The sequence below is a fragment of the Bradyrhizobium sp. 44 genome (assembly GCF_023073095.1).
Taxonomy (GTDB): Bacteria; Pseudomonadota; Alphaproteobacteria; order Rhizobiales; family Xanthobacteraceae; genus Bradyrhizobium.
Window position 1 is genome coordinate 1,133,342 of the sequence record NZ_JADPIY010000014.1, and the last position, 26,495, is coordinate 1,159,836.

A 26,495-nucleotide genomic window follows, 5' to 3' on the forward strand; every position below is an offset into this window, starting at 1 on the left:
AGGTCATCCCGGCAATGGACGGTCGCCACCACGATGCCGTTGCCGTCCTTCCCCACGAAAGAATCGGGGTGTGGACGGTCCACGGTCCCGGGCGGCGGGAAGCGACGGGTCATCTCCCATTTGAGAACAAAACTGGAACATGAATCAAGGATGGCGTAAGGTGGTGCCGTCCCGAAAAGAGAATCGGGGGTTGCATGGAACCCGATGGAACCCAACATGAAGGGTAAGGGGGTTTAGCACACTAGATATTGGTGGAAGCCAGAATGGCTGATTTTTATGAGCTCGACTTTTTACCGGTCCATACATCGAAAAGCGGCGACTGCATCACGATACGATATTCCGTCGGCGGCGCTGCCCCGGTGCTCCACGTCATCGATGGCGGCTACACCAGCACCGCGCCCGACCTAGCGTCGCACATCGATAACAACCACGGCATCCGGTACATCGACCATGTCGTGGTGACGCATCCCGACAAGGATCACGCGGAAGGCCTCGCCCCCATCCTGGAGAATTTCCAGGTCGGCACGCTGTGGATGCTGCGCCCGTGGATTTACGCCGATCAGCTCATTCAGCATTTCCCGCGCATGCAGTCCGTCGCCAACCTGCAACAGCGCCTCCGCGACGACTATCCGTATATCGCCACTCTCGAAGAGATCGCGGTCCGCCGCGGCTTCAACATTCAGGAGCCGTTTCAGGGCAAGAAAATCGGGGCTTTCACCGTGCTGGCACCGTCACCGGTTCGATACGGGCAACTGATCCTACGCTCCGACAGAACCCCGCAGCTCACGCCGGGGCTTGGCGGGATCCTTTCTGCACTGGCCATTCCCGTGAAAGCCGCGGTCCGCATGCTGCGCGATAGCTGGGGCTCTGAACGCTTCTCCAGCGAGGAGACGAGCGTAGAGAATGAAATGAGCGTCGTGCAATTCGCAAACATCGCCGGCGACAACATCGTGTTGACAGGCGATGCGGGGCGCGACGGCATGAACGAAGCCGCTGATTACGCGCCCAACGCGGGACTGTTCTTGCCCGGTGTGAAGCAGTTCCAGGTGCCTCATCACGGCGGGCGTCGTAACCTTTCGACCGAGGTATGCGACCGCTGGCTTGGTCCGCGCTTGCCCACCCTCTTGCCTGCCGGCAGCGAGACCTTTCACGCGCTCATCAGTTCTGCCAAGGAAGACACCGACCATCCGCGTAAGGCTGTGATCCGCGCGATGCGCCATCGCGGCGCCTTTGTCGCCACGACGGAGGATACTGCGTTCCGCGCGCATCGGAACTCGCCGAGTCCTTGGCCCGGTAAACTGACCAACATCCCGTACCCCGACGAACAAGAGGTCGACTGATGAAGCCGACGCTGTACGAACAACTCGGCATCATCATTCCCGGCTCCATCCTGATGTTCGGCCTGGTGCTCTACTATCCCGAGCTCAAATTGCTCACGACCAAGGACGCATTCTCGGTTGGCGAGCTCGGTCTGTTCGTCTTGATCGCCTATGCAGCCGGTCATCTCGTTGCAGCAATAGCGAACGCGCTTGAAAAGTTGTTCTGGTGGAACGGCATGCCATCAGACTGGGTGACGCATGATCCGCCCGCCTTGCTCTCAGCCGATCAAGTAGAGAACTTGCGGACCAAAGTCGGGACGCGGCTCAATATTACCATCGCCAAGATGGCCGGGTACGATCAGAAGAAGTGGTGGCCTGTGTCGCGGCAGATTTACGCCGACGTGGGTAAGAGCGGAAAGCCGGATCGCATCGACACCTTCAACGGCAACTACGGTCTCAACCGTGGCTTTGCCTCGTCGTGCCTCGTTCTGACCGTGGTGGCGCTCGCGCATGCCGACTGGCTGATTGCTGTCGGCCTATTCGCTGCCGCCTGCATCTACGGGTATCGCGCATACCGCTTCGGCGTCCATTACGCTCGCGAGCTGTACCTGCAATTTCTTGTGCTGTGAGGACTGGATGGCTGAGCAGACGGCGGCGGAAGCCAAAGAGCAATACATCAAAGCCATGGGCGATGCCCTTGGTGTCCAATACTTCCAGCTATGGCAAGAGATCGCTGGGCTGCATATCAACTGGGCCGAGTTTCTGGAACTGTTCGGCACAAAGACAAGCCGAATAGACCTGATGAACCGTTCGGCAGGTCACTTCTTCCGCATGGTTCAAGACAGCCTCTGGGAAACGATCGTGCTGCACATTGCGCGGCTGACCGATCCGTCACAATCGCCGGGTGGCAAAGACCGGCTGAACCTGACGCTCCACAATCTGCCGGCACTGACACCTGATGCAACTTTGAAAGATAAAGTGGTCGCACTTGGTAAGGTGGCCACCGATAGCACGGCATTCGCCCGCGACTGGCGCAATCGCCACATCGCACACCGCGACCTTGACCTGGCTCTCGGCAAGACAGCGAAGCCGCTGCCAGCCGTCCCCATCGCGCAAGTGAAGGAAGCGCTGGATTCGTTTGAGAAGATCATGAATGCCGTCGCCCTCCCCTACTTGAACTCAACCACGTCCTTCAAGCACGGCTCCATCATTCACGGGGCGCTGGAGTTGATATATCTCCTGGACGATGGCCTCACTCTTCAGGAGGAACGCAGAAAGAAGCTGCTGGAGACAGACTACATGACCGACCCGTGGCCGATCAGAGACCTATAGCTACTTTGTCAAACGAGCGGGTCGCTTGGTTGCAAGGGCACGCATAGCGTCACTCATGCCCTTCTTGCCGAGCTTCTGCTTTCGCTTCGCCGCTGATAATTTCCCAAGCTGGGACGCTGATTTATTGATGCCTGGAGTGTAACACAGGTGCGAGCGTCCGTTGTCCACACCTACTGCCTCATTTGAGATGGCCATTTCTCGATCGTCTGCCGGAAGTTTTCTAGCTCCAACTGCATGATCTTATCCATCATTGGAGAAAGAACATCGATTTGCTTGCAAATCTCTTCCTTCTGAAGCAGACCGCTTGCGACGAGAGCGCGAGCCAAGATATTAGTCTGAGTTAAGACGACCAATACGTCATGCGCGGTCGCCGGTTGCTTCGTTGCGTCAGCCATCAATCACTCCCTACCTTTTGTTAGTCACAATTTTCTGGGTCCTCTGCCGTCCCACGAGGCATTCTCAACGTCGGTGATCCCGTCCTCAAAACCTTCAATCAGTTGTTCGGCTTCCTCGGCAGTAAGAGCCGGCGTGTCGTGTTGCGGATGAACAAGATTGTTTCTCAGTCGAACCAGCGTGAGCAAGCGCCGCTGTAGGAACGTATCTTTGGCTGCGTATGCGATGGACTGTACTAGCTGCGACAGCGGCGCTTTCGGATCGACGTTCATGCGTACCACAGCGCGACGTGTGAGTTGCTCGAAGGCGGCGGCGGCGGTAAGCGCTGCGGCGTAGTAGTTCCTGTTTGCCAGTGAGGCCCTTGCTTCGTCCATTAGGTCTGACGATGCCGGTGCGGTAGGTTGCTGTGCGGGCTGAGCTTGACCGGCATGTTCTGCCTGCTGTCGCCTTAGCTCGTCGAGCCCTTCTTTTAAGGTAGCGAATGAGTCGCGCCATTCTGCAGCGTTTTGCTTGTCGCTGACATTCTTGGCGACCCGCAACACCTGGCCCTGCAGGAAGAAGATAAAGAAAAAAGCCGTAAAGCCAATTGAGACGGATTCGAATGCAGTCTTGCCCTGGTAGAACGCGAGCATCCCCCATGCGATGCCGCATAGGCCCGGTATCGCGACCTCGCCGAGAATGCGCCGAGTGATCGGCCATCCGGTCTTTTTCCAAGCATTCATTTCCCGCCCCGCGCCGTCGGAATCATAGCGAATTGGAGGTTGTGGCGCCTAGTTGCTCGCCATCGTCTGTTGTACGAACGCATTGAAAGCGTTGGTAGCCGGCACATGACCGGCATATTTCGCCAGTACCTCGGCATCCTCATAGGTGCATCCCACCGCCTCTTTCTCCATAAGCAGGCACATCTGGCGCAGCTTCGGATCCAGCTCAGCGAGGGTGTATACGCCAGCCATCAAGCGGTCTTCACGGATCAGTGCAACATGGGTCGGCCGGGCGTAACAGCCGAAGTCCTCACTTACGACCGGTCCCTTGAATTGGGAGATCAGGATGCTGGCCGCGATCTTGGCATCGTCGTCACCTATTTCTTTGCGGTTGAGACGCACCGCGATCGTGGCTCCGGAAAAGAACCAACGCGGGATGGGCTTACGCAACGCTTCTGCCAGCAATGGTGAGAGCACGATGTCATCCACCACGCCCTCTGCTTCCTGGTCGTCGTCATCGCGGGTGTAGACCAATTTATCCAAGCGCTTCGCATCCATAACAAGCCTGGTCAGTGCCCGCCGCCCGTTTCGGTAGGTCATGAGGTCTTTGTCGGGGAAGACGGCGGCGGCGAACTCGCGCGCCTCCCGGTACTGCATCGGCAGCGGATTAAGACCGTGTTTAGCGGGGTCATAAAGCTTCTCGCCCCGCTTCAAAGCGGGCTCGTCCGTAATGACCAGCGAGCCGTTGGGATCTTCAAAGTGTTTGTCGGCGAGGCCGATCTGTAAGTGGTTCATGGCCGGCAGTCACGGCAGGCTAGTCTCCGTGCCGTGACAGGACCGGGCCTACGGGACCGCCGACCGGAAAATAGAACTACCTCTCAAATTATGTCATGGTTTCCGCAACCAGGGAGGGAGCGATGGCTGAGGAAGTAAATTGGGTGATGCTGGAAGACCCGGAGCCGACCGAACAGGAGAAGATTTTTGCGGAGGCACATAAGAAGGCGACTGAACGTATCCGGCAATTTGAGGAGCGTGTCCTCACAGTAATCAGAGCTCACCTCGGCGCCGAACAGGCCCTCAATGCATTGATGAAGGCGGGCCGGCGGCGCCGAAAGAATAAAACATTCTCTGCGAAATGGTGGGTCGCTAAGGGTCTGTTCGTCAAAGAAATGACCGAGGAGCTATGGCAAGTCCTCAAAGTCGGCAACGAGCTGCGCAATGCCATCGCGCACTGCGACAAGCCGGGACTGATCGAAGCGAAAATCGTTGAGTTAAAGAAGGCCTTTATCGACTCCAACACTCCTCAGCAAAAGAAGTACATCGAAGGCATGACCGAAACCCAAATGATCACGATGGCTTTCAGTCACGCGGCAAGCCACATGTTCGTCGCGGCTGATCGGCTGGAGCGCGAGGGAAAATAATCACCCGCCGCGGCTTGCGATGCGCGATGTACGTGGCGGTGCATTCTCCGACGATGAGGAGCAAGACTGCGCAGAACGTCAGCGCGTCGTGAACATTGTAGATGATGGCGGCCCAACCGATGGTTTTCATGCATGCGATTCCCCAGCTCCGGAGAGCTGCTTTTCATTTTGGGAATCGCCTTGCCCGGTCTTGGCCCGCCGAGCAGCACCCGTCACTGTGCCGGAGATAACGTCGCCGTTTAGCGTCCGGCAAGACGGAGCATCACCCCATACTCTTTTCGATAACAGACACAGTCCCCTAATCGGCCGCGTGGGCTCGTGCCGCAGGACTGCTAATGAGTTATGGTACGCAACCACTGTTTCAAGCCCTCAGAATGAAGGACGAGCTCGCTGCACCGGGTAATCTGCTGTCGAGTAGCTGTATCCGAGCGCGGTTCGCTGATCCGGAAACCGCTCCAGAGCGATGAGTGCCAGTTCCAGCATCCGGGGGAGCTTGCCCGTCGATTTCTCCCACGTGATGATGGTCTGCCGTGACCCGAGCCCCAGCGCCATCCGCAGGGAGTCCTGGGTGAAGTGATTTCGCTTGCGCCATTCCGGCAGGTCGGTGCCGATCATGGGGCACCTGCCGTGTCCAGAAACTGGACGTCCAGAGATTGGACATTTCGGTTTGATCTGATCATCGCAAGTCCCAGAATTGCTCGAGAAAACGCACCTGTGGCATTCTGAGAATACACCCACATAGTTAAAAAATGGCTAAACGGCTGTCAGGAAAATTGTGCCCCATTACGGCCGGCGCCTCATGGACGCTCTCGCGACGCCGCAGCGGAGCGGAGGTGTTCGAGAGGGTTTTTGAGGTGCGTGGGTTGCGCGAGCGGAGCGAACTCGGTTTTCGGCGTCCGTTATGTCCGTTTACGAAGCCGTCCAATTACGTGACTGGCAAGCCGCCGCTCGTCGTTTGGCGGCACGTATCGGGAGCACAGACACCGCCGTCCCTTATGGCGAAGTTCGCACCTGCCCCTTGCAAGACGAACGGCCCACTGGTGGTGGGCCGCTGTATGTCCGCACGCGAAGCAGTCAGGCATGTTAGAGAGCCCTGAGTGCTGTGATGAGCCAATCGGTGGAGAACCGCGCATCCCCATAAGTTGACGTACCCATGCGCTACGGGTCGGCGACCATTTGAATGCGTGATGTCGAAGCAACGCCCTAATTTCGTCCGTCGGCTTCTCAGACGATATAAACATCACGCGGTTCTCTTCCATAAAGGAAAGAACGCTGAGCTTCAACGCTTAATGGTCCTCCTCGCTGAATGGGCAGCGGATGCACCCGTGTGGGTCCTACGCGAAGTAGGTTTCAATAATGCATGCGACCTCCGATACGTCTTTCGCGACGTGTGACGACTGTTCGTAGTTATCGGTGTTGTCTGTGAAAACGACATAGCCGTTGACGGCCTTGATGACGCGGGCGCCCTTCTCCCGTTTGAACGGGATCGGTGCATCGCCTGCAATGTTTCCTTTTGGCATATCTGGGTTTTGTTTACCCCGCCCAATTTTCAAAGAACCTTGGTCCCAGCGTTCGTCACGCCTGTTTTTGTCGTCAGACCGAAATGACCAAAGCAACGGTCTGGTTTGACGTTCTCGTGCCCTGCGGAGCCGACGTACGCCATCACGGTGATGATTTTGATTTCGCAGTTGCACCATGTTCGCCTGGCACTGCGGGGCTTCTGTGCCCAATCCCCGGTACAGCTTAGCTAGACTTGCGGATCATCTCCCACCCGAGCGAGCGGATGCAGCGGAGCGATCACTGTACAGGGGATTGGAAACGGAAATAGCAAAAAAGGCCCCGGTAAGGGCGACCTATTTGAGTCGAATACTCTGTGCGGCGCGGCAGTTTGGCAACTGACGTTCCGCTCCGCACGCAATATTCGACTGTGTGTCAGTTGCCATGGGAACACTGTATCATCCCGCCTGAAGGGAAACGAAGGGGCTGTGGATATGAATTTCCGGCGCGGCTTTTTCCGGCTGTGGGTGCTCGGATCGATCCTGTTTGTGATCGGCGTCGCCGCCACTCAATACGACCTGGTGGCCAGCGAGTTTAAGCGCGCAAAGGAAAGCAAAGAGTGGTCAGAGGTGGGACTGATATTGATACCGGTCCATTGCAAGGACGCTCGGGGCGTCAGCAATACCGATTATACGGGCCGTGAAGGGCCGTGGAACGATTATTCGACGGAAGGCCAGTGTATGTACAAGATGGCCGACTTCAGACGCCTCTATCCCGAATACAAAGACCTGTCGGACAACGACTTGGTGTCGAAGCTCTACAAACTGGCCAACCGGCCGCTTAGAGACGATCCTCAACCGTGGTGGCTTCTCGGGCAAGCAGTGGCCATGGCACTGATTGTGCCGCTGGTGGTGCTCCTATTCGGGTCGGCCATCGCTTGGGCGCTCTCCGGCTTCAGGCGCAAAGAGGCATAGCTATTCGTCCATCGGAGCGACGTGCTGAATGGTGCCGTCCTGCTGAATGCCCCGGCGCTGGAATTGCCACGCGGCGAAGAAGTCCAGGCATGTATTCCAATAGAGCGACCGGGGATCGGCTGTAGCCGCATTAGGATACATGTCGCTGCGCCGCTGGATCAGACTGAGCTTCCGGCACTGCGCGGCGACCTCTGGATGCTTGAAGTCGATTTGGTGCATGCTGTGGGCGAAGATATTTCGCACCCGGTTGATGATGCGTAGATCGTCACGGGAGGGCTTTTCGATGTACCGGGCAGCGTAAGCGAGCGTGATTTTGGAGGAGGCCGTGGCCATAAGGCCATTCCCGCCACCTTCGAAAATCCGCCCCTCCTCGTCATTGTCGATTCGCATCCGCTCCCGGAAGACCATTTCGAGAGCATAGTCGACATAAGCAGCCGCGGTGATCGCCAGCATGTGGTCAGGCGCCTTCCTGAGGCTCAACAGCACGTCCATCTGCTGGTCCTCAGTGGGGCGATCTTTGAGAGGATTGGGGCGTTTTTCTTTCAAGCATTCACCGCGCGAAATGAGGTCGCCATGAGCGGCGTGTCTGCAAACGTGACGTAGATCGCCGCGACGATCAGCGATACGAAGAACACGATCAGTAGCTACCGAGCGTATTGCTGCCGGCGTACTTCTTTACGATCTGGGCAAAGAGCGCAGCGGCAATTCCGATAATATATTCCATATAATGGTGATGACTAACTATTAATTCCAAACCTCGCTTTGAGGTAGGCCTTCAGAGCACTGATGAGTATCATCTCCTCTGAAGCAATTTTGGGGCGTCACCTACTCCACGAAATCGAATGGTCCACCGTGTTCGATTGGTTTCGTGCCGCTCTAATGACACCGCGGCTCAACCTGGGTAACGACGCGCTGTATTCTCAATTTCAGCAGCTAATGGACATGCAGTTTCAGGCCGGTGAAATGAAGCGCCAAATGCTGACCATGCCCGCACTACCGAGCGAAGGACTTTAAACGGCGAGTGGCAACTGAACGTTCGATAGACATTCACGGGCAAGCTCGATGTAGGCTGGGCTGAGCTCAATGCCGCCTGAATGCAACAGCGACCGCAGCCGTCGTACCGCTCCCAAAAAATGGATCGAGAACAGTTTCTCCCTTTCCAGCTCCGGCCAATATTCAGGACTCAATTTGTTCCGAAGGGAAGGTAGCGAAATGAGCTCCCTTTTCCGAGCGTCTTCTGCGCGAGGATGCGCTTTGCTTCCGCGTGACGGCGCCATTAGTGGAGAACGAGAACCCGCAAACTTTCTCGGCGATAAACGTGACCGCGGTCACTACCGGCGGTACGGGGTAGGCTGCAACTGAAAGCAGATTGCGGCGCGCGTGGCTCATCTCTGAATCCACTTGGGATCGGAGACGATTAGCAGAGTGCCACGGTCGGGAGGCAGTCGTGATCGAACCGGTCTCCACCCGTCGTCTCCGCTAAACGGGAATTTTTCGGAAATGGGCCGGAGACTTTCGGCCATATCGCCCAGCAAGTCGGGAGAGCGGGAGTCGGAGCCAGTGCGCAAAAAGCCCGGATTTTCGGGCCTGTGAGGCATAGGTGGTAGACACTTGCAAACCGCGGGACTGTGTGGCTGGGCAGGCAGGTATCGAACTCACGAATTACGAGTTTTCGCAGTCGGTTGAGCGAGAGAGATCCAAACCGCAGCGCAGCCAAGCCCTTATTTTTTCGAGAAATACCGTACTAGACCAATTTCGGGAGTTCTAAGATTCGGAGAAAATTCGGTTCTCCTGCTTCATTCAGACCCGTTGGCTGACAGAGGAGAGTTCTCCGCTTGCGGAAAAGCACGAAAACGGCCGAGTTTCTGGCCTGTCTGCAACATCAAGTACGACACGGTATTGGTGGGGTGGCGGAGAGAGTGGGATTCGAACCCACGGTACGGTTTCCCGCACACACGCTTTCCAAGCGTGCGCCTTAAGCCACTCGGCCATCTCTCCGGAGCGCACTCTCTTGAAGGGGCGCCGATGATTTTGCAAGGGATGGCGGGGAAATCGGGTGATTTTTCCCTAAGATGTTGTATTTAATGGACAATATCAGGCGCCATCACACCGCTCGGAACCGCCCGCGGGCTGAACCGGCGGCGGGTTTGGCGCGACGATTCACTCAAGACCGTCAAACACGTCCGGGGGCCCCATGACCATCCGCAACACCATCGCCGCGCTGAGCCTGATTTCGGCCCTTGCCGCCGCCTTCGCCATGCCGGCCGCCGCACAGGTCTGCACCCGGCAAGGGGTTGATGTCAGCTTTGATGACGGACGGCGCGGGATGCTTTCGGGCGATGCCATCCTCTGGCCGGACGGCACGCGCTCGAGCGCGACGCCGCATCAAAGCGTCATCATCGGCAACAAGAGCTCAGTGCATGTCGGGCCCGGCGTGTTCGTCGGCCAGGGCAAGGGCATGGTGCCGCTGGACGATCCGAACGCGCCGAACAAGCGGCAGTGCGCGATTCTGGAAGGCGTGTCGTATTGCTATTGAGGCTCTCGTCTTCGGCCCTGCCCTCCCCGTAAGGAACGGGGAGAAGGAGACTAGATCAACCGCACGCCTGATATCGCCGACTTGAGCCAGCGCAGCGCTTGCGGCGGCTGGTTGGCGAGCGGCGCGACCGCGGCCTTCTCCGTCCGGCACTTCTCCAGCTCGGCGACAAAATCCGCCGACCATTGCTGGATCGTGTGGCCGCGCAGCTTCTTCATCATCGCATCCCAGCGCATCTTGCGCTCGGTGAGCGGCATCGCGGCCGCGACCGCGATCGCGCGCGCCATCCCGTCGATGTCGTGCGGATTGACCAGCAGCGCGGCGTCGAGTTCGTTGGCCGCGCCGGCAAATTTCGACAGCACCAGCACGCCGGGATCGGCCGGGTTTTGCGCGGCGACGTATTCCTTGGCGACAAGGTTCATGCCGTCGTGTAGCGGCGTCACCACGCCGATCTGCGCGGTGCGATACAGACCCGCGAGCACGGCCTGGCTAAAGCCCTTGTTGAGATAGCGGATCGGTGTCCAGTCGGCCTCGCCGTGGCGGCCGTTGACGTCGGACACGAGCCGCGCGACCTCGTTCTGCAAATTGCCATAGGCTTCGATGGCACCGCGCGAGGGATTTGCGATCTGCAGCAGCGAGATGCTGCGCGCAAACTGCGGATGTTCGGTCCAGAGCCGATCGAACGCGCTGATGCGGTTGACGAGGCCCTTGGAATAGTCGAGCCGGTCGACGCCGATCGCGAGCCGCTCGCCATTGAGGCTGCGGCGCAGCCGCGACACGTCTGGATGCGACGCCGATTTCGCCGCGTATTGCGCGAATTTCTCGGCGTCGATGCCGATCGGAAAGACCTCGCAACGCGTTCGGCCATGCTGCGAGATCGCAACGCCGTCTTCGACGGCGAGGCCGAGTTCGCCCGCGACATAGCCGAGAAAATTCTGGCAATCGTCATGGGTCTGGAAGCCGATCAGATCGTATGCCAGCATCGCCGTGATCAGCTCGCGATGATTGGGCACGCCCTGCATCACCGCCGCGACCGGCCACGGCGTATGGAGGAAGAAGCCGATCGGGTCGTCGACACCGAGGTCGCGCAGCTCCGCGCCGAGCGCGAGGAAATGGTAATCCTGCACCCAGAACGCGGTTTGTGCTTTCCGGAAACGCATCAAGGCGCGCGCCATGAAGGCGTTGACCTCGCGATAGCTGACATAGTCGTCACGCGAGACGCGGATCAGATCGCTGCGCGAGTGCAGCGCCGGCCACAGCGCCGAATTGGCAAAGCCTTCGTAATAGCCGCCATAGTGCGCCGCCGGCAGATCCAGCGTCGCGATCGCGCCAGAACCCAAAGCTTCGATCTCGGCGAACGGCTCCTTTTGATGACCATCACGCACACGGCCCGAGGAACCCACCCAGATCGCGCCCGAATGTTCCACGACAGGTAATAACGCCGCCGCGAGACCGCCCGTCATGGGCTCGTTGGGCTTGCCGCGCGCGACGCGATTCGAAACGACGACTAAGTTCACAGGTCGTCCCCTCCTGTTTCATTCCACCCCATTTAACTGCCGTTCATCAATATGGTTCCTGATCATCCTTTGCACCAATTGAAACCAAAATCGGGCGCGCGCGTTGGAACCGGTTTACCTCAAGGCAACCCGACGATTTCGCTACACAAAGTCGGCTTTGGAACCGTGACACGCGCAGCATGAAGCCGACGCGCTGGGGAATTACGCGCGCGATATGTGGCTCCGAGATGTCCGTGCCTTATTCCAACCTTGAGTCGTCGAGCAGCCGCGCGAGGAACGCGCGCACGTCGTTCGGGGCATCGAAGTGACCGTTGACACCCATGGCGCGGCGGCCGACCGAGAAGGCAAGCCCGTTCATGTCGGGCATGATCGCGAACACGGTCTCGTCGGTGACGTCGTCGCCGATGAAAATTGGACGGCGTCCCTTGAAAGGCTCGTGCTTCATCAACTCGCGCACGCCGGTCGCCTTGGTGAAACCGGAATGCTTGATCTCGCAAACGAACTTGCCGGGCAGCACCTCGATCGGTGCGTTGGGCAGGTCGGCGCGGATCAGCGAAACGGATTCATAGATCGCCTTCTCCGCATGCGGCGCAAGGCGGTAATGCAGCGCCAGCGAATAGCCCTTGTCTTCGAGCAGAATGCCTGGACTGAGCTTGGCGACCGCCGCGAGCCGCCGCTTCAGCTCCTTGTCCAGGGGCGGCGCACTGACGGCATCGGCTTCGTTGTCCACCGAAAGCCGCATCTCCGCGCCATGGCCGGCGACGGCGCGAAAGACATCCGGCGCGAAGATCAGGTCGATGTCGTTGAGCGAACGGCCGCTGACCATCGCCAGCGCGCCCGAGGTGCGCTCCGTCAGCCGGTTCAGCGTTTCCGACAGGCCTGGCGGCACCCACACCTCGCGCGGCGTCGGCATCAGGTCGAGCAGCGTACCGTCGATGTCGAGCAGGATCGCTGTTTCATTGAGATGCGGCACAAGTGCGTGAGGCACCGGCACCGCATCGGGCGCTTCATCGTCGACCATGGTGCGCTTTTGATCCAATTCAGCCAGTTCCGATTTCATAGTCTACTCCATGGAAGCCAGCGGCCGCGCGATTTCTTCGAGCGATTTGCGCTCCGCCGAGACGGCATAGCGCCACGCCACGATCGCGGCTGCGATCATCAGGAATGCCCCCAGCAAATAGCCTGCGAACACGCTGGTGCGTGACCCCGTGTCGATCAGCGCACCGAACAACGCGGGGCCGATCACGCCGCCGATGCCGGTGCCGACCGCATAGAACACGGCGATCGCCAGCGCGCGGACCTCCAAGGGGAAAGTCTCGCTGACGGTGAGGTAGGCGGCGCTCGCGGCCGGCGAGGCAAAGAAGAAGATCACCATCCAGGCGATGGTCTGCCCCTGCGCGCTCAAGGCGCCGATCGAGAACAGATAACCCGACAGCGCCAGCAACAGGCCCGACACCCCATAGGTGAACATGATCATGGTCCGGCGGCCGAGCGTATCGAACAGGCGGCCGAGCAGCAGCGGACCGAGGAAATTGCCGGCGGCGAACGGAAGCAGATACCAGCCGACATGATCGGCGCTGATGCCGTAAAAATCGGTCAACACCAGCGCAAAGGTGAAGAAGATGGCGTTGTAGAAGAAGGCCTGCGCGATCATCAGCACGAGGCCGACCATCGCCCGCTGGCGATAGACCGAGAACAGCGTGTGCACGACCTCGCGGATCGGCGTGTGACTCCGCATTTTCAGGCGGATTTTGGCGAAGCGCCCATCGCTCGTATCCTGGTCGTGTCCGAGCACCGAGCGCTCGATCTCGTCGACGATGGCGTGGGCCTGGTCGGGACGGCCGTGGATCATCAGCCAGCGCGGACTCTCCGGAATCCACATCCGCATCAAGAGCACGACGAGGCCGATGGCCGCGCCGATGAGATAAGCGAGGCGCCAGCCGAGATCGGGGCCGATCACCGCGGGATCGAGCAGCACGATGGCCGCTACGGCTCCCATCGCGGCACCGATCCAGAAGCTGCCGTTGATGACGAGATCGGTCCAGCCGCGATAGCGCGCCGGCACCAGTTCCTGGATGGTCGAATTGATCGCGGTATATTCGCCGCCGATGCCGGCGCCGGTGAGGAAGCGAAACAGCGCGTAGCTCGCGACATTCCATGACAGAGCGGTCGCGGCCGTCGCCGAGAGATAGAGCGCGAGCGTGATGAAGAACAGCTTCTTGCGGCCGATGCGGTCGGTCAACCAGCCAAAACCGAGCGCGCCGAGCACAGCACCCGCGAGATAGGCGGAATTGGCAACGCCGAGATCGAGATTGGAGAAATGCAGGGTGGGACTCTGCTTCAGCGCGCCGGAGAGCGCGCCGGCCAGCGTCACCTCGAGGCCATCCAGAATCCAGGTGATGCCGAGCGCGAGCACGACGCGGGTGTGAAAGCCGCTCCACGGCAGCGCATCAAGTCGCGCGGGAATGCTGGTTTCGATGATGCGATCGGCCGCGGTCGCGGTGGAGACCACAGGTCCATCGTTCGGCGCTGGGCTTCGCTGCAATTCCATCGCGTTGTTGCATCTGACCAATGGACATGGCCCCGGTTCACGTGGCGTGGACGGGGGCGATCCGATCGAGGGGGTGCGGCATTCCGCCTGCCACCCGCGACAACGCCTGCGGCGAGGGCAGGTTCCCGCAGGAACGACCGTTCGCGCCGCCGGTTTTCGCTGGAGCCGCAAGGAGTTGACGCATGGCTCATGTCAGAAAGACGACACATTCTCGCAAAACAGCGGCGCGCAAGAGCACCAAACGCGCCGCACCGAAGCGCTGGTCGCAGCGCGTAACCAAGGAGAGCGACGCGCTCGACCTCAAACAAGGCGTGTTCAAGCTGACCAGCGCGAAGAAGATCGCGACTTCGTTGAAGCGCTCGGCCGAGCACAGCGCGCGCCGCAAGACCGGCGCTTACCGCTCGGCGCTGTCGATGCTGACGTTCTACATCAACCGCGCCGGCAAGACGCTGCCGCAGACGCAGCGCACGCGGCTGGAGCGGGCAAAGGTGGAACTGAAGCGGGCATTCGGGAGGGAGTGAGTGCCAGGTCGTCCTGGACAAGCGCAGTGCCGATCCAGGACCTATTACCCCACGGAGCAATTTGGCGATGACTCGGAGTTAGCAGTTCGCCCGATAACTGCTGCTTGGGCTAATGGGTCCTGGCTGTCGCCAGGACGACATTGGCGGGAATGCCCCTACGCCGCTCGAATATTGCCCATGAAGCGGTCGAGCTCGGCACGCAGGCGGGTGCTTTCGGACGACAGTGTCTTGGCCGAGTGCAGCACCTCTTCCGAGGCCGAGCCGGTTTCGGCGGCGCCGCGGTTGACTTGGCCGATGTCGGTGGCTGCGGTCTGAGTACCCTGTGCGACGGTCTGGACGCTGCGCGCGATTTCCTGCGTCGCTGCGCCTTGCTGCTCCACTGCGCTCGCAATCGACGTCGAGATCGACGAGATCTGGCCGATGGTCGCGCCGATCTCCTTGATCGCCGCAACCGACTCGGCGGTGGCGCCTTGCATGCCCGTGATGTGCGAGGAGATCTCGTCGGTGGCCTTTGCGGTCTGGCTCGCGAGCGACTTCACTTCGCTGGCGACAACTGCAAAGCCGCGGCCGGCTTCACCGGCGCGCGCCGCCTCGATCGTCGCATTCAGAGCGAGAAGATTGGTCTGCTCGGCGATCGCCGTGATGAGCTTGACGACTTCGCCGATCTGCTGGGCGGCATGCGAGAGCTTGCCGATGCGGTTATCGGTCTCCTTGGCCTGCACCACGGCAGCTTCGGCAATGCGGCTGGAATCGCGGACCTGGCGGCCGATCTCCTCGACCGAAGCCGAGAGCTCTTCCGTCGCGGTCGCGACCGACTGCATGTTGCTGGAGGCCTGCTCGGAGACACCGGCGACCTGGCTCGACAGGCTCTGCGTGGTCTCGGCGGTGCGGGTCAGCGTCGAGGCCGCCGATTCCAGCTGCACGGCGGAAGCCGAGACGTTGGAGACGATGGCACCGACTGCGCTCTCGAAATCGTCGGCGAAACGAATCAGCTCGGAACGGCGAGCAGCGCTCGCTTCCTTGTTCTGGGCCTCGTTGGCGGCGGCGTCGCGCTCGGCCTTGGCCACGGCCTGCACCTTGAATTCCTCGACAGCGCCGGCCATCTCGCCGATCTCGTCCCTGCGCCCCAGGCCCGGCAGCACCACGTCGAAATTGCCCGCGGCAAGCTCGCGCATCGCCTTGCACATCGCGATCATCGGACGCGAAATGCCATTGCCCAGCATCCAGGCCAACGCGGCGCCAATGGCGAGGCCGCCCAGCGCCATCATCAGCATCGTCCGCTCGGTCTCGCTGATGGTGGCATTGGCGCTCACCTCGATGCGCTGCTGATCCGCCGTCAGCTCCGACCTCAGCTCACCCGAGAGCTTGAGAATGGACGCGGCCGTCTTGGTCATGTCGCCGTTCAGCTTGACGATGACCTTCACGTTCTCGGTCAGCTTCGAAAAGGAGGCGCGGTACTGCTTGAGGAGATTGCTGATCTCGGTGACGCGGTCGGTGATCTTCTGGTCGTTGGCATAGATCGAGACCAGCAAGGTCTCCAGGAATTTGATGCGGGCGGTCACGCCGTCGGCGGTCTTCGGCTCCGGCTTGGCGACGAAGGCGCTGACCGAGGTGGAAACCGCAAGGTATTGCGATGTGATGTCCTTGGCCGTGCCCTGAACCGAGTTCAGGCCCGCCAATGCCGCGGTATCGGCAAGATCGTCGAACTTGAAGCGGATCTTGTTGCCGACGCTGTTGAGCTCATCCGTCGCGATCTTGCCGTTCTCGCGCGTCAACGTGATGATCTCGCCGAACACCTTGGTAAAGCTCTTGAAGTCGGCCTCGAGCCGGCCGACCTGCTCGCGGCGCGCGGCGCCCGTGGTGGCCGCCGCAGACTTGGCGATCGCGGCCCTCAAATTCTCTTCGGCCGCTTTGGCGGCGGTCTCATCATCCGCCGCGCCGGTCAGCGTGTAGGCCCGCGCCAACCCCTGGTAGGCGATCAGCTCGCGATCGACCGTCCGCGCAAGGTCCGCTTCGGCGACGCTGGAGCGGTAGGAGGCCACGGCGGCCTGGATCCGCTCGAAGCCGAAATACGCGAAAGCCATGCTGACGGCGAGGATGGCAAGCACCGCCACGAAGCCGAGGATGATTTTTGCGCGAAAACGCAAGGTGAGCAGCTTCGATGTGGTCGGCTTCGACTTGACGGGCATTCCCCACCCCATTCCATTCGCGGAAAACCAGGCGCAGCCCGGAAGCAGCCCGCTTCCTGACGCGTGAGCACGGTAAATGGCAAAGGATAAGCGGCGGTAAATTTGTGGCGCCGCAACCGGCGGTTAGGTGACGCAGGGTCTCGTCGTCCTGGCTTTCGCCAGGACGACATTAGCGGGAATGCCTCTACGCCGCCCGGATATTGCCCATGAAGCGGTCGAGCTCGGCACGCAGGCGGGTGCTTTCGGACGACAGTGTCTTGGCCGAGTGCAGCACCTCTTCCGAGGCCGAGCCGGTTTCGGCGGCGCCGCGGTTGACCTGGCCGATGTCGGTGGCGGCGGTCTGAGTGCCCTGTGCGACGGTCTGGACGCTGCGCGCGATTTCCTGCGTCGCTGCGCCTTGCTGCTCCACTGCGCTCGCAATCGACGTCGAGATCGACGAGATCTGGCCGATGGTCGCGCCGATCTCCTTGATCGCCGCAACCGACTCGGCTGTGGCGCCTTGCATGCCCGTGATGTGCGAGGAGATCTCGTCGGTGGCCTTTGCGGTCTGGCTCGCGAGCGACTTCACTTCGCTGGCGACAACTGCAAAGCCGCGGCCGGCTTCGCCGGCGCGCGCCGCCTCGATCGTCGCATTCAGAGCGAGAAGATTGGTCTGCTCGGCGATTGCCGTGATGAGCTTGACCACTTCGCCGATCTGCTGGGCGGCATGCGAGAGCTTGCCGATGCGGTTATCGGTCTCTTTTGCCTGCACCACGGCGGCTTCGGCAATGCGGCTGGAATCGCGCACTTGGCGGCCGATCTCCTCGACCGAAGCCGAGAGCTCTTCGGTCGCGGTCGCGACCGACTGCATGTTGCTGGAGGCCTGCTCGGAGACGTCGGCGACCTGGCTCGACAGGCTCTGCGTGGTCTCGGCAGTGCGGGTCAGCGTCGAGGCCGCCGATTCCAGCTGCACGGCGGAAGCCGAGACGTTGGAGACGATGGCACCGACCGCGCTCTCGAAATCGTCGGCGAAACGAATCAGCTCGGAACGGCGAGCAGCGCTCGCTTCCTTGTTCTGAGCTTCGTTGGCGGCGGCGTCGCGCTCGGCCTTGGCCACGGCCTGCACCTTGAATTCCTCGACCGCGCCGGCCATCTCGCCGATCTCGTCCTTGCGGCCCAGGCCCGGCAGCACGACGTCGAAATTGCCCGCGGCAAGCTCGCGCATCGCCTTGCACATCGCGATCATCGGACGCGAAATGCCGGTGCCGAGCAGGAAAGCGAGGATCGCGCCGAGCAGCGTGCCGCCGACGGCCAGCATCAGCACCAGTTGCTCGGTCTTCGCGATGGTCGCTTCCGATTCGGACTCCAGCCGCTGCTGTTCGGCCACGAGGTCCGCCTTCATGGCGGTAGCACCCTGAAGGATCGCGCCGGCCGAACCGCTCATCTCGGTGACGAGATCGTCGATCATCTTGGCGTTGGCGATCAGTTTTTCCAGCGATTCCCGATAGGCGCCGAGCAATCCCCTGGCATCCTTCAGGCCGGCGACGATCTTGTCGTCCATCGAATAGACTGCGTTGAGCGAGTTCTCAACGAATTTCAGCCGCGCCAGCGCGCTGGTAGCAATCGTCTGGTCGGACGTCAGCACGAAATTGGTCGCCGCCGCATTCGCGGTCTGGAATTGGGCGTTGACCTGCTTGGTTCCGAACTCGATCGCCTGCGCCTCGGAATCGGAGGCATTGTTGCCGATGTCGTCGAGCTTGTATTTCAGGAGATTGGCGTTGCGCGTGAGCTGGTTCTGCACCAGCAGCGTGCTGTCACGCTTGGCCTGGAGGACTTTTGCGAAGGTCGCGGAGAAGTTGGAAAACTCCTTGGAGAGCTTGCCCAGACTTTCCTGCCGCGCCGGCTTCTTGGCGCTCTTGACCGCCTGGTCGATGGCGCCCTTCAGGCCGGTCTCCGCGTCCAGCGCCGTCTTGGCGTCGTCCTCCTTGCCGGTGACGACGAAATATTTGACGGCCGAGCGATAGGCGAGCAGCTCCCGGTCGATATTACGGGCGAGATCGGCCTCGGTGACGCTGCTGCGGTAGGACCCGACCCCGGACGAGACCCGCTCGAAGCCAAAATAGGAGAAAGCCATGCTGCCGGCGGAGATCACCAGCACCGCGGCAAACCCCAGAATGATCTTGGCGCGGAACCTGAGGGTCGGCATTATTGTGCGCTTCGACGACGACGCGATACGCCCGGACATTCCCACCCCCATTTTCATTCAGCCGAGATCCGGTGGCGCCCCGCCCCCTGACCTGGCTGCGCAAAACTAAGGCAGAATCGATAAGGGGCGGTAAATTCGGTGGGCCCGCAGAGTTCAGGCTCTATCAGCCCAGCGAACTGAAAAGGCGAACCGCGCAAGGATATAGAGGCTGGCATCCCAGCTGCGCCCCGGCGCCGCACCCGATCTGGCCGACTCGCCCCCCCAACCAATGTTGGGCATTCTGGATCAATGACTTTTCCATGACGCGGGCGACCAAAATCGTAGTTGCAAAGTTCCGGGTCGCTGTCTCTAATTAGAAACAATCAAAATCGACCCCGGGAGGACTTCAACCGTGTCTACAGTCAAACTGACGGTGAACGGCAAGGCTGTTGCCGTTGACGTCGAGGACCGCACGCTACTGGTTCAGCTGCTGCGCGACCACCTCAACCTCACCGGAACCCATGTCGGCTGCGACACCAGCCAGTGCGGCGCCTGCGTCGTCCATATGGACGGCAAGGCGGTCAAATCCTGCACCATGCTGGCGGGACAGGCCGACGGCGCCAGCATCACCACGATCGAAGGCATCGCCAAGGGCGACGAGCTGCACCCCATGCAGGCGGCCTTCCGCGACAATCACGGCCTGCAGTGCGGCTATTGCACGCCGGGCATGATCATGTCGGCGATCGATATCGTGCACCGCTATGGCGGCCAGCTCGACGAGGCCACCGTCCGCCACGAGCTCGAAGGCAATATCTGCCGCTGCACCGGCTACCACAACATCGTCAAAGCCGTGCTGGACGCGGCAGGCCGCATGAAGGTCTCGCAGGCGGCCGAGTAAGCGGCCCGCCTCGAAATAAGAACGATCGCCGCCGCTTTCGAGGGAAAGCGCGGTCAAGACAAATTCCGGTCGGGAGGACCAGACATGGGTGTTGAAGGCATTGGCGCGAGCGTCGTGCGCAAGGAAGACAAGCGTTTTATTACCGGCAAGGGCCGCTACGTCGACGACATCAAATTGCAGGGCATGACCCATGCCCATTTCATCCGCAGCCCGCACGCGCATGCCAAGGTGAAGGGAATCGATTCCTCCGCCGCGCTGAAGATGCCGGGCGTGGTCGCGGTGCTGACTGGGCAAGAGATCGTCGACGACAAGGTCGGCAACCTCATCTGTGGCTGGGCCATCACCTCGAAGGACGGCAGCCCGATGAAGATGGGCGCATGGCCGGCGATGGCGCCGGAGACGGTGCGCTTCGTCGGTCAGGCCGTCGCGGTCGTGATCGCCGAGACCAAAAATCTCGCACGCGACGCGGCCGAAGCCGTGGTCGTGAACTACGAAGAGCTGCCCGCGGTCGCCGACGTCCACGCCGCGATCAAGTCCGGCGCGCCGCAGCTGCATCCCGAAGCTCCCGGCAACCAGGTCTATGACTGGGTGATCGGCGACGAGGGCGCCACCGATGCTGCCTTCGCCAAGGCCGCCAACGTGGTGAAGCTCGACGTCACCAACAACCGCCTCGCGCCGAACGCGATGGAGCCGCGCGCCGCGATCGCCGACTACGATTCGGCGGAAGAGCACTTCACGCTCTACACGACGTCGCAGAATCCGCACGTCGCCCGCCTCGTGCTGTCGGCGTTCTACAACATCGCCCCCGAGCACAAGCTGCGCGTGATCGCACCCGATGTGGGCGGCGGCTTCGGCTCGAAAATCTTCATCTATCCCGAAGAGATGGTGGCGCTGTGGGCTTCGAAAAAGGTCGGCCGTCCCGTGAAATGGACCGGCGACCGCACCGAAGCCTTCCTCACCGATGCGCATGGCCGCGACCATGTCACTCATGCCGAGATGGCGTTCGACGCCAACAACAAGATCACCGGATTGAAGGTGAAGACCTTCGCCAATTTCGGCGCCTACATGTCGCTGTTCTCGTCGTCAGTGCCGACCTATCTCTACGCGACGCTGCTGTCGGGCCAGTACAACATCCCGGCGATCCATGCCGAGGTAGTCGGGGTCTACACCAACACGACGCCAGTCGACGCCTATCGCGGCGCCGGCCGCCCCGAGGCGAGCTATCTGATCGAACGTCTGATGGAGACGGCGGCGCGGCAGTTGAAGGTCGATCCGGCCGCGCTGCGCCGGACCAACTTCATCACCCAGTTCCCGCACCAGACGCCGGTGATCATGGCTTATGACACCGGCGACTTTAACGCCTCGCTCGACGCCGCGATGAAGGCGATCGACTATGCCGGCTTTGCCGGGCGCAAAGCCAAGGCGAAGGCCGACGGCAAGCTGCGCGGCATTGGCGTGTCCTGCTACATCGAGGCCTGCGGTATCGCGCCGTCGAAGGCCGTCGGCAGCCTGGGCGCCGGCGTTGGTCTTTGGGAATCCGCCGAAGTCCGCGTCAACCCGGTCGGCACCATCGAGGTCCTGACGGGATCACACAGCCACGGCCAGGGTCACGAAACCACGTTCTGCCAGCTCGTTGCGGAGCGCCTCGGCGTTCCCATCAGCCAGGTCTCGATCGTCCATGGCGACACCGACAAGGTGCAGTTCGGCATGGGCACCTACGGCTCGCGCTCCGCGGCCGTCGGCCTCACCGCGATCCTGAAGGCGATGGAGAAGATGGAATCCAAAGCCAAGAAAATCGCCGCGCATGCGCTGGAAGCCTCGGAAGGCGACATCGTCATCGAGAACGGCGAGTTCAAGGTGGCCGGCACTGACAAGGCGATCGCCTTCCCGATGGTCGCGCTCGCAGCCTACACCGCGCACAATCTGCCTGACGGGATGGAGCCGGGCCTGAAGGAGAGCGCCTTCTACGATCCGACCAACTTCACCTTCCCGGCCGGCACGTACATCTGCGAGCTCGAGGTCGATCCCGGCACGGGCAAGACCTCCTTCGTCAACTTCGTCGCGGCCGACGATTTCGGCCGGCTGATTAACCCGATGATCGTCGAAGGCCAGGTCCACGGCGGTCTTGTGCAAGGCATCGGACAAGCGTTGCTCGAGCACGCGATCTACGACGCCAACGGGCAGCCGGTCACGGCCTCGTTCATGGACTACGCCATGCCGCGCGCCGACGACGTTCCCTCGTTCAACCTCTCCCACACCACGACCCTGTGCCCCGGCAATCCGCTCGGCATCAAGGGTTGCGGTGAGGCCGGCGCGATCGGCGCCTCTGCGGCCGTGATCAATGCGATCACGGATGCGATCGGCAAGAACAATCTGGAAATGCCCGCAACCCCTGACAGGGTGTGGCGCACGATCCACGCGGCTTAAGGGAGGAACGAAGATGTACCAGACCGTTTATCATCGCGCGTCCTCGGTTGACGAAGCCGTCGCCCTGTTTTCCAAGAGCAGCGAAGCGAAGTTCCTCGCCGGCGGCCAGACGCTGCTGCCGGTGATGAAGCAGCGCCTCGCCAGCCCGTCCGACGTCATCGATCTCGGCAAGATCAAGGAGCTTCAGGGCGTCGAGCTTTCGGGCGACGTACTGACCATCAAGGCCGGCACGACCTATTTCGACATCATGCAGAATGCCGATGTGAAGAAGGCGATCCCCGCAATCGCCTATCTCACCTCGGTGCTCGGCGACCCCGCCGTGCGCTATCGCGGCACGATCGGCGGCTCGATCGCCAACAACGATCCCGCGGCGGATTTTCCCGCCGCGCTGCTCGCGCTCGGCGCCACCGTGAAGACCAACAAGCGGTCGATCACGGCGGATGACTTCTTCCAGGGCATGTTCACGACGGCGCTGGAGGACGGCGAGCTTATCACCGCCGTGTCGTTCCCGGTTCCGGCGAAGGCAGGCTACGAAAAGATGCGCCACCCTGCGTCTCGCTTCGCGCTGACCGGCGTGTTCGTCGCGCAGGCGAAGTCGGGCGAGATTCGGGTAGCCGCCACCGGCGCCTCGCAAAGCGGCGTGATGCGGGTCGCGGCCATCGAAACGGCGCTGAAGGCGAATTGGTCACCGTCGGCGATCGACGGCGTGAGCATCTCGGCGAGCAATCTGCTGGCCGACATCCACGGCACGGCGGAGTACCGCGCCAACCTGATCAAGGTGATGGCGCAGCGCGCGGTGGCTGCCGCACGCTGATGATCGCGCTTTAGCGCCTCAACACAAATCTTCCGCGGCGCGCACTTCGGTGCGCGCCGTTTTTATTTGGCCGTGCGGCACGAAAACCGCTTGCCTCGCTGGCGTGAAGGCGAGAAAAGTTAATCAGCCAATTAACTCGCCCGCAGAGGAATGTCCGAGGCGATTGCCGAACAATCGGCATCCGCCCGCGACCCGAGGAAACAACGACGTGCTCGACAAATCAGCCCCCACCTCCTCCGGTCCGCTCGCAGGTTTCCGCATCGTCGAATTCGCCGGCATTGGACCCGGCCCGTTCGCCTGCATGTTGCTGGCCGACATGGGCGCCGATGTCGTCACGCTCGATCGTGTCGGCGCCAGGAAGAGCATGAAGTCCGTCGCAGGCCGCGGCCGCAAGGTGGTCGAGCTCGACCTCAAGGACAAGACGGCGATCGCGGAGGTGCTGGATCTGCTTGCGAATGCCGACGCGCTGGTCGAGGGTTTCCGTCCCGGCGTGATGGAGCGGCTCGGCCTCGGGCCTGACGTCGTGCTCGCGCGCAATCCAAAGCTGGTTTACGGCCGCATGACTGGCTGGGGCCAGCAAGGCCCGCTCGCCAATGCCGCCGGCCACGACATCAACTACATCTCCATCACCGGCGCGCTCGCCGCGATCGGCACGAAAGAAGCGCCGGTGCCGCCGCTCAATTTGGTCGGCGATTTCGGCGGCGGCGCGCTCTATCTCGTCGTTGGCGTGCTTGCGGCGCTGCTGGAGGCCTCGCGGTCGGGCAAGGGGCAGGTCGTCGATGCCGCGATGTGCGACGGCGCGGCATCGCTGATGTCGTTCTTCTTCGACATGACCACGCTCGGCCGCTGGACCGAAGGCCGCAACGAGAACTTCCTCGACGGCGGCGCGCATTTCTACGGCGTCTACGAATGCGCCTGCGGCCATTTCGTCTCGATCGGCTCGATCGAGCCGCAATTCTACGCGCTGCTGCGCGAGCACGCCGGCCTGACCGACGCCGATTTCGACGCGCAGATGGACCGCAAGGCCTGGCCCGCGCTGAAGGAAAAACTGAAGACGGTGTTCAAGAGCAAGACGCGCGAGGACTGGTGCAAGATCATGGAAGGCACCGACATCTGCTTTGCGCCGGTGCTGACCATGTCGGAAGCGACCGAGCATCCGCATATGGTCGCCCGACAGGTGTTCGTCGAGCGCCACGGCGTCAAGCAGCCGGCGCCGGCGCCGCGCTTTTCACGGACGCCGTCGGCGGTGCGCGAGCCGGAAGGGGCGGAGATCGGCGCAGTGACGAAGGCGTGGAAGGCGGGGCGTTAGACCCCCGCCGTTACAACAACCTCCACTGTCGTCCCGGCGAAGGCCGGGACCCACAACCACAGGGAGTGGTTTGACGAAGACTCGGAGTTCGGTACCCTCACCGATCAGATCGATACATCACGCGGTATGGGTCCCGGCCTTCGCCGGGACGACACCTGTTTTGATGTGGCAGTGTACGTAAAGTGCGCGACTTACGCCGCATCCACCTTCAGCACCCCACGCCGGATCTGGTCCTCCTCGATCGATTCGAACAGCGCCTTGAAATTACCTTCGCCGAAGCCGTCGTCGCCCTTGCGCTGGATGAACTCGAAGAAGATCGGGCCGATCGCGTTGGCCGAGAAGATCTGCAGCAGCACCTTGGTCTGGCCGCCGTCGACGACACCCTCGCCGTCGATCAGGATGCCGTTCTTCTGCAGGCGCGCGACGTCCTCGCCATGCTTCGGCAACCGCGCGTCGATCCGCTCGAAATAGGTCGCGGGCGGCGCCGGCATGAAGGGCAGGCCCGCTTCGCGCAAGTCCTCGATAGTGCGGTGAATGTCACGGCAGCCGCAAGCGATGTGCTGGATGCCTTCGCCGCGATAGATATTCAGATATTCCTCGATCTGGCCGGAATCGCCGGCGTCCTCGTTGATCGGAATCCGGATCTTGCCGTCAGGGCTCGTCAGCGCGCGCGAGAACAGGCCTGAGGCGCGGCCCTCGATGTCGAAGAAGCGGATCTGGCGGAAATTGAAGAGCTTCTCGTAGAAGCTGGTCCACACGTCCATGCGGCCGCGATGGACGTTGTGGGTGAGGTGATCGAGATAGAGCAGGCCGGCACCGGCGGGACGCGGATCGCGCGCGCTGAGCCATTCGAACTCGTTGTCATAGGCCGAACCCTTGGCGCCGTAGCGATCGACGAAATAGAGCAGGCTGCCGCCGATGCCCCTGATCGCGGGGACGTCGAGCGTCTTCTGCGCGGAGGACACATCCGCAGGTTCGGCACCGAGCGATATCGCACGGTCATAGGCCTTCTTGGCATCGACGACGCGAAACGCCATTGACGGCGCACAGGGGCCGTGCGCGGCGACGAAATCGTGACCGTGGGTGCCGGGCTCCTCGTTGACGAGATAATTGATGTCGCCTTGGCGATAGACCGTGATCTTCTTCGTTCTGTGGCGCGCGACGGGCGCATAGCCCATCAGCTTGAACAGGGCGTGCAGCTGTTCCGGATCGGCATGCGCATATTCGACGAATTCGAACCCGTCGGTGCCCATCGGATTGTCGGCGCTGATCGTGGCCGGCGGTGCATCGTGCGGAAACGGACCCATGGTGCTCTCCCAAATTGCTGCTGCCATGAATTATCCTTCATGGCGCCTGCAATGAGCGTGCAAATGGGACGTCATTTGGTTATCCTGCGCACGATCTGTGCATAAAACGGGACAATTGCGCATGACTTTGGTTGATGCATTCGACCTCAAGATCCTGGGCGCGCTGCAGGACGACGGCCGCCTCACCAACCAGGAACTGGCCGACCTCGCGGGACTCTCGGCCTCGCAATGCTCGCGGCGACGGATGCGGCTGGAGGAGGAGAAGGTAATATCAGGCTATCACGCCGATCTCTCCAGCGAGGCCCTCGGCTTCGGCGTGGTCGCCTTCATCCAGGTGACGCTGGCGACCCACTCACCAGACAATTCGAAACGCTTCCGAACGCTGGTCAATCGAATCGACGAGATCCAGGAGGCCTATTCGCTCACGGGCGACGCCGACTATGTGCTGAAAGCCGTGTTGCGCGACCTGAAGGGTCTCTCCAATCTCGTCAACGACGTGCTGATGCCGCACCAGAGCGTGGCGCATGTGCGCTCATCGATCGTGCTCGACAGGCTGAAGGAAAGCACGCGTCTGCCGCTGAAAGAAATCAAACCCGGCTGAAATCGAGGGAAATCCGGCATTCGCGCT

The 26,495-nt window shown here is 61.3% G+C and carries 25 protein-coding genes, 1 tRNA gene and 1 pseudogene; 13 read left to right on the forward strand and 14 right to left on the reverse strand.

Annotation, left to right across the window (positions count from 1 at the left end; genetic code table 11):
• Window positions 1-263: 263 nt before the first annotated feature.
• The 3 genes from IVB41_RS16195 to IVB41_RS16205 are packed head-to-tail and all read left to right on the forward strand — an operon-like array spanning window position 264 to window position 2,651.
• A complete protein-coding gene (locus tag IVB41_RS16195) occupies window positions 264-1,340 on the forward strand; it encodes a competence protein ComEC (protein WP_247432665.1) in 1,077 nt (358 codons plus the stop codon).
• Window positions 1,340-1,948, forward strand: a complete 609-nt coding sequence (locus tag IVB41_RS16200; RefSeq protein WP_247432670.1) for a hypothetical protein — start codon at window positions 1,340-1,342, stop codon at window positions 1,946-1,948. The genes IVB41_RS16195 and IVB41_RS16200 overlap by 1 nt, the downstream gene beginning before the upstream one ends.
• Window positions 1,949-1,955: 7 nt before the next feature.
• Window positions 1,956-2,651 (forward strand): hypothetical protein, encoded by a 696-nt coding sequence (locus IVB41_RS16205; RefSeq protein WP_247432673.1) that lies wholly within the window; start codon window positions 1,956-1,958, stop codon window positions 2,649-2,651.
• A 170-nt stretch (window positions 2,652-2,821) separates the two neighbouring features.
• Here the strand turns inward: IVB41_RS16205 and IVB41_RS16210 are convergent, their stop codons facing one another.
• From IVB41_RS16210 to IVB41_RS16220, 3 genes are read right to left on the reverse strand one after another with little or no spacing between them, the layout of a single operon-like run.
• Window positions 2,822-3,046, reverse strand: coding sequence for a hypothetical protein (locus tag IVB41_RS16210; protein ID WP_247432676.1), 225 nt, complete (start codon window positions 3,044-3,046; stop codon window positions 2,822-2,824).
• 24 nt (window positions 3,047-3,070) lie between these two features.
• On the reverse strand, window positions 3,071-3,766 hold the full coding sequence (locus IVB41_RS16215; protein ID WP_247432679.1) for a hypothetical protein: 696 nt from the start codon (window positions 3,764-3,766) through the stop codon (window positions 3,071-3,073).
• Window positions 3,767-3,814: 48 nt separating this feature from the next.
• Window positions 3,815-4,540, reverse strand: coding sequence for a hypothetical protein (locus IVB41_RS16220; RefSeq protein ID WP_247432682.1), 726 nt, complete (start codon window positions 4,538-4,540; stop codon window positions 3,815-3,817).
• Between the two features lie 122 nt (window positions 4,541-4,662).
• Here IVB41_RS16220 and IVB41_RS16225 point away from each other — a divergent pair, with 122 nt between their 5' ends.
• Window positions 4,663-5,166, forward strand: coding sequence for a hypothetical protein (locus IVB41_RS16225; protein WP_247432684.1), 504 nt, complete (start codon window positions 4,663-4,665; stop codon window positions 5,164-5,166).
• A gap of 369 nt (window positions 5,167-5,535) precedes the next feature.
• On the opposite strand, the gene IVB41_RS16230 is transcribed toward IVB41_RS16225, so the two are convergent.
• Together IVB41_RS16230 and IVB41_RS16235 are read right to left on the reverse strand one after the other, a co-directional pair.
• A complete protein-coding gene (locus IVB41_RS16230; RefSeq protein ID WP_247432687.1) occupies window positions 5,536-5,781 on the reverse strand; it encodes a hypothetical protein in 246 nt (81 codons plus the stop codon).
• A 719-nt stretch (window positions 5,782-6,500) separates the two neighbouring features.
• Window positions 6,501-6,863, reverse strand: a complete 363-nt coding sequence (locus IVB41_RS16235) for a hypothetical protein (protein WP_247432690.1) — start codon at window positions 6,861-6,863, stop codon at window positions 6,501-6,503.
• 288 nt (window positions 6,864-7,151) lie between these two features.
• On the opposite strand from IVB41_RS16235, the gene IVB41_RS16240 reads away from it, so the two are divergent.
• A complete protein-coding gene (locus IVB41_RS16240) occupies window positions 7,152-7,637 on the forward strand; it encodes a hypothetical protein (protein WP_247432696.1) in 486 nt (161 codons plus the stop codon).
• Here IVB41_RS16240 and IVB41_RS16245 read toward each other — a convergent pair whose 3' ends face one another.
• Complete coding sequence (locus IVB41_RS16245) at window positions 7,638-8,129, reverse strand: hypothetical protein (protein ID WP_247432699.1); 492 nt, start codon at window positions 8,127-8,129, stop codon at window positions 7,638-7,640.
• 294 nt (window positions 8,130-8,423) lie between these two features.
• On the opposite strand from IVB41_RS16245, the gene IVB41_RS16250 reads away from it, so the two are divergent.
• Window positions 8,424-8,651 carry a hypothetical protein gene (locus IVB41_RS16250; protein WP_247432701.1) on the forward strand — a complete coding sequence of 76 codons (228 nt, stop codon included), beginning with the start codon at window positions 8,424-8,426 and terminating at the stop codon, window positions 8,649-8,651.
• Window positions 8,652-8,720: 69 nt separating this feature from the next.
• Here the strand turns inward: IVB41_RS16250 and IVB41_RS35905 are convergent.
• Window positions 8,721-8,813 (reverse strand): annotated as a pseudogene (locus IVB41_RS35905) (DNA methyltransferase); the annotation flags it as partial.
• Window positions 8,814-9,545: 732 nt separating this feature from the next.
• Window positions 9,546-9,635: transfer RNA gene (locus IVB41_RS16255), tRNA-Ser, on the reverse strand.
• A 196-nt stretch (window positions 9,636-9,831) separates the two neighbouring features.
• Between IVB41_RS16255 and IVB41_RS16260 the strand changes: the two genes are divergently transcribed.
• On the forward strand, window positions 9,832-10,173 hold the full coding sequence (locus IVB41_RS16260; protein WP_247432703.1) for a hypothetical protein: 342 nt from the start codon (window positions 9,832-9,834) through the stop codon (window positions 10,171-10,173).
• 50 nt (window positions 10,174-10,223) lie between these two features.
• Here the strand turns inward: IVB41_RS16260 and IVB41_RS16265 are convergent, their stop codons facing one another.
• The 3 genes from IVB41_RS16265 to IVB41_RS16275 all read right to left on the reverse strand — a co-directional run bounded on the left by IVB41_RS16265 (window position 10,224) and on the right by IVB41_RS16275 (window position 14,238).
• Window positions 10,224-11,687, reverse strand: a complete 1,464-nt coding sequence (locus tag IVB41_RS16265) for a trehalose-6-phosphate synthase (protein WP_007599076.1) — start codon at window positions 11,685-11,687, stop codon at window positions 10,224-10,226.
• 238 nt (window positions 11,688-11,925) lie between these two features.
• The gene (otsB, locus tag IVB41_RS16270) at window positions 11,926-12,747 is read right to left on the reverse strand and encodes a trehalose-phosphatase (RefSeq protein WP_027568040.1); all 822 of its coding nucleotides are present in this window, start codon (window positions 12,745-12,747) and stop codon (window positions 11,926-11,928) included.
• Window positions 12,748-12,750: 3 nt separating this feature from the next.
• Window positions 12,751-14,238, reverse strand: a complete 1,488-nt coding sequence (locus IVB41_RS16275; RefSeq protein WP_027568041.1) for an MFS transporter — start codon at window positions 14,236-14,238, stop codon at window positions 12,751-12,753.
• A 182-nt stretch (window positions 14,239-14,420) separates the two neighbouring features.
• Here IVB41_RS16275 and IVB41_RS16280 point away from each other — a divergent pair, with 182 nt between their 5' ends.
• The gene (locus tag IVB41_RS16280; RefSeq protein WP_027568042.1) at window positions 14,421-14,759 is read left to right on the forward strand and encodes a DUF3175 domain-containing protein; all 339 of its coding nucleotides are present in this window, start codon (window positions 14,421-14,423) and stop codon (window positions 14,757-14,759) included.
• A gap of 155 nt (window positions 14,760-14,914) precedes the next feature.
• Here IVB41_RS16280 and IVB41_RS16285 read toward each other — a convergent pair whose 3' ends face one another.
• Window positions 14,915-16,948 carry a methyl-accepting chemotaxis protein gene (locus tag IVB41_RS16285; RefSeq protein WP_247432705.1) on the reverse strand — a complete coding sequence of 678 codons (2,034 nt, stop codon included), beginning with the start codon at window positions 16,946-16,948 and terminating at the stop codon, window positions 14,915-14,917.
• A 184-nt stretch (window positions 16,949-17,132) separates the two neighbouring features.
• Entirely contained in the window at window positions 17,133-19,172 is a 2,040-nt protein-coding gene (locus IVB41_RS16290; RefSeq protein WP_247284784.1) for a methyl-accepting chemotaxis protein, read from the reverse strand.
• Window positions 19,173-19,524: 352 nt separating this feature from the next.
• On the opposite strand from IVB41_RS16290, the gene IVB41_RS16295 reads away from it, so the two are divergent.
• From IVB41_RS16295 to IVB41_RS16310, 4 genes are all read left to right on the forward strand, one after another.
• The gene (locus tag IVB41_RS16295) at window positions 19,525-20,010 is read left to right on the forward strand and encodes a (2Fe-2S)-binding protein (protein ID WP_007599059.1); all 486 of its coding nucleotides are present in this window, start codon (window positions 19,525-19,527) and stop codon (window positions 20,008-20,010) included.
• An 84-nt stretch (window positions 20,011-20,094) separates the two neighbouring features.
• Window positions 20,095-22,437, forward strand: a complete 2,343-nt coding sequence (locus IVB41_RS16300; protein WP_247363144.1) for a xanthine dehydrogenase family protein molybdopterin-binding subunit — start codon at window positions 20,095-20,097, stop codon at window positions 22,435-22,437.
• Window positions 22,438-22,450: 13 nt separating this feature from the next.
• Window positions 22,451-23,251, forward strand: a complete 801-nt coding sequence (locus IVB41_RS16305) for a xanthine dehydrogenase family protein subunit M (RefSeq protein ID WP_247432707.1) — start codon at window positions 22,451-22,453, stop codon at window positions 23,249-23,251.
• 208 nt (window positions 23,252-23,459) lie between these two features.
• Complete coding sequence (locus IVB41_RS16310) at window positions 23,460-24,560, forward strand: CaiB/BaiF CoA-transferase family protein (protein WP_247432710.1); 1,101 nt, start codon at window positions 23,460-23,462, stop codon at window positions 24,558-24,560.
• Window positions 24,561-24,751: 191 nt separating this feature from the next.
• On the opposite strand, the gene hppD is transcribed toward IVB41_RS16310, so the two are convergent.
• Complete coding sequence (hppD, locus tag IVB41_RS16315; RefSeq protein ID WP_247432898.1) at window positions 24,752-25,867, reverse strand: 4-hydroxyphenylpyruvate dioxygenase; 1,116 nt, start codon at window positions 25,865-25,867, stop codon at window positions 24,752-24,754.
• 121 nt (window positions 25,868-25,988) lie between these two features.
• Here hppD and IVB41_RS16320 point away from each other — a divergent pair, with 121 nt between their 5' ends.
• Window positions 25,989-26,468 carry an Lrp/AsnC family transcriptional regulator gene (locus tag IVB41_RS16320; RefSeq protein ID WP_007599049.1) on the forward strand — a complete coding sequence of 160 codons (480 nt, stop codon included), beginning with the start codon at window positions 25,989-25,991 and terminating at the stop codon, window positions 26,466-26,468.
• Window positions 26,469-26,495: the final 27 nt, after the last annotated feature.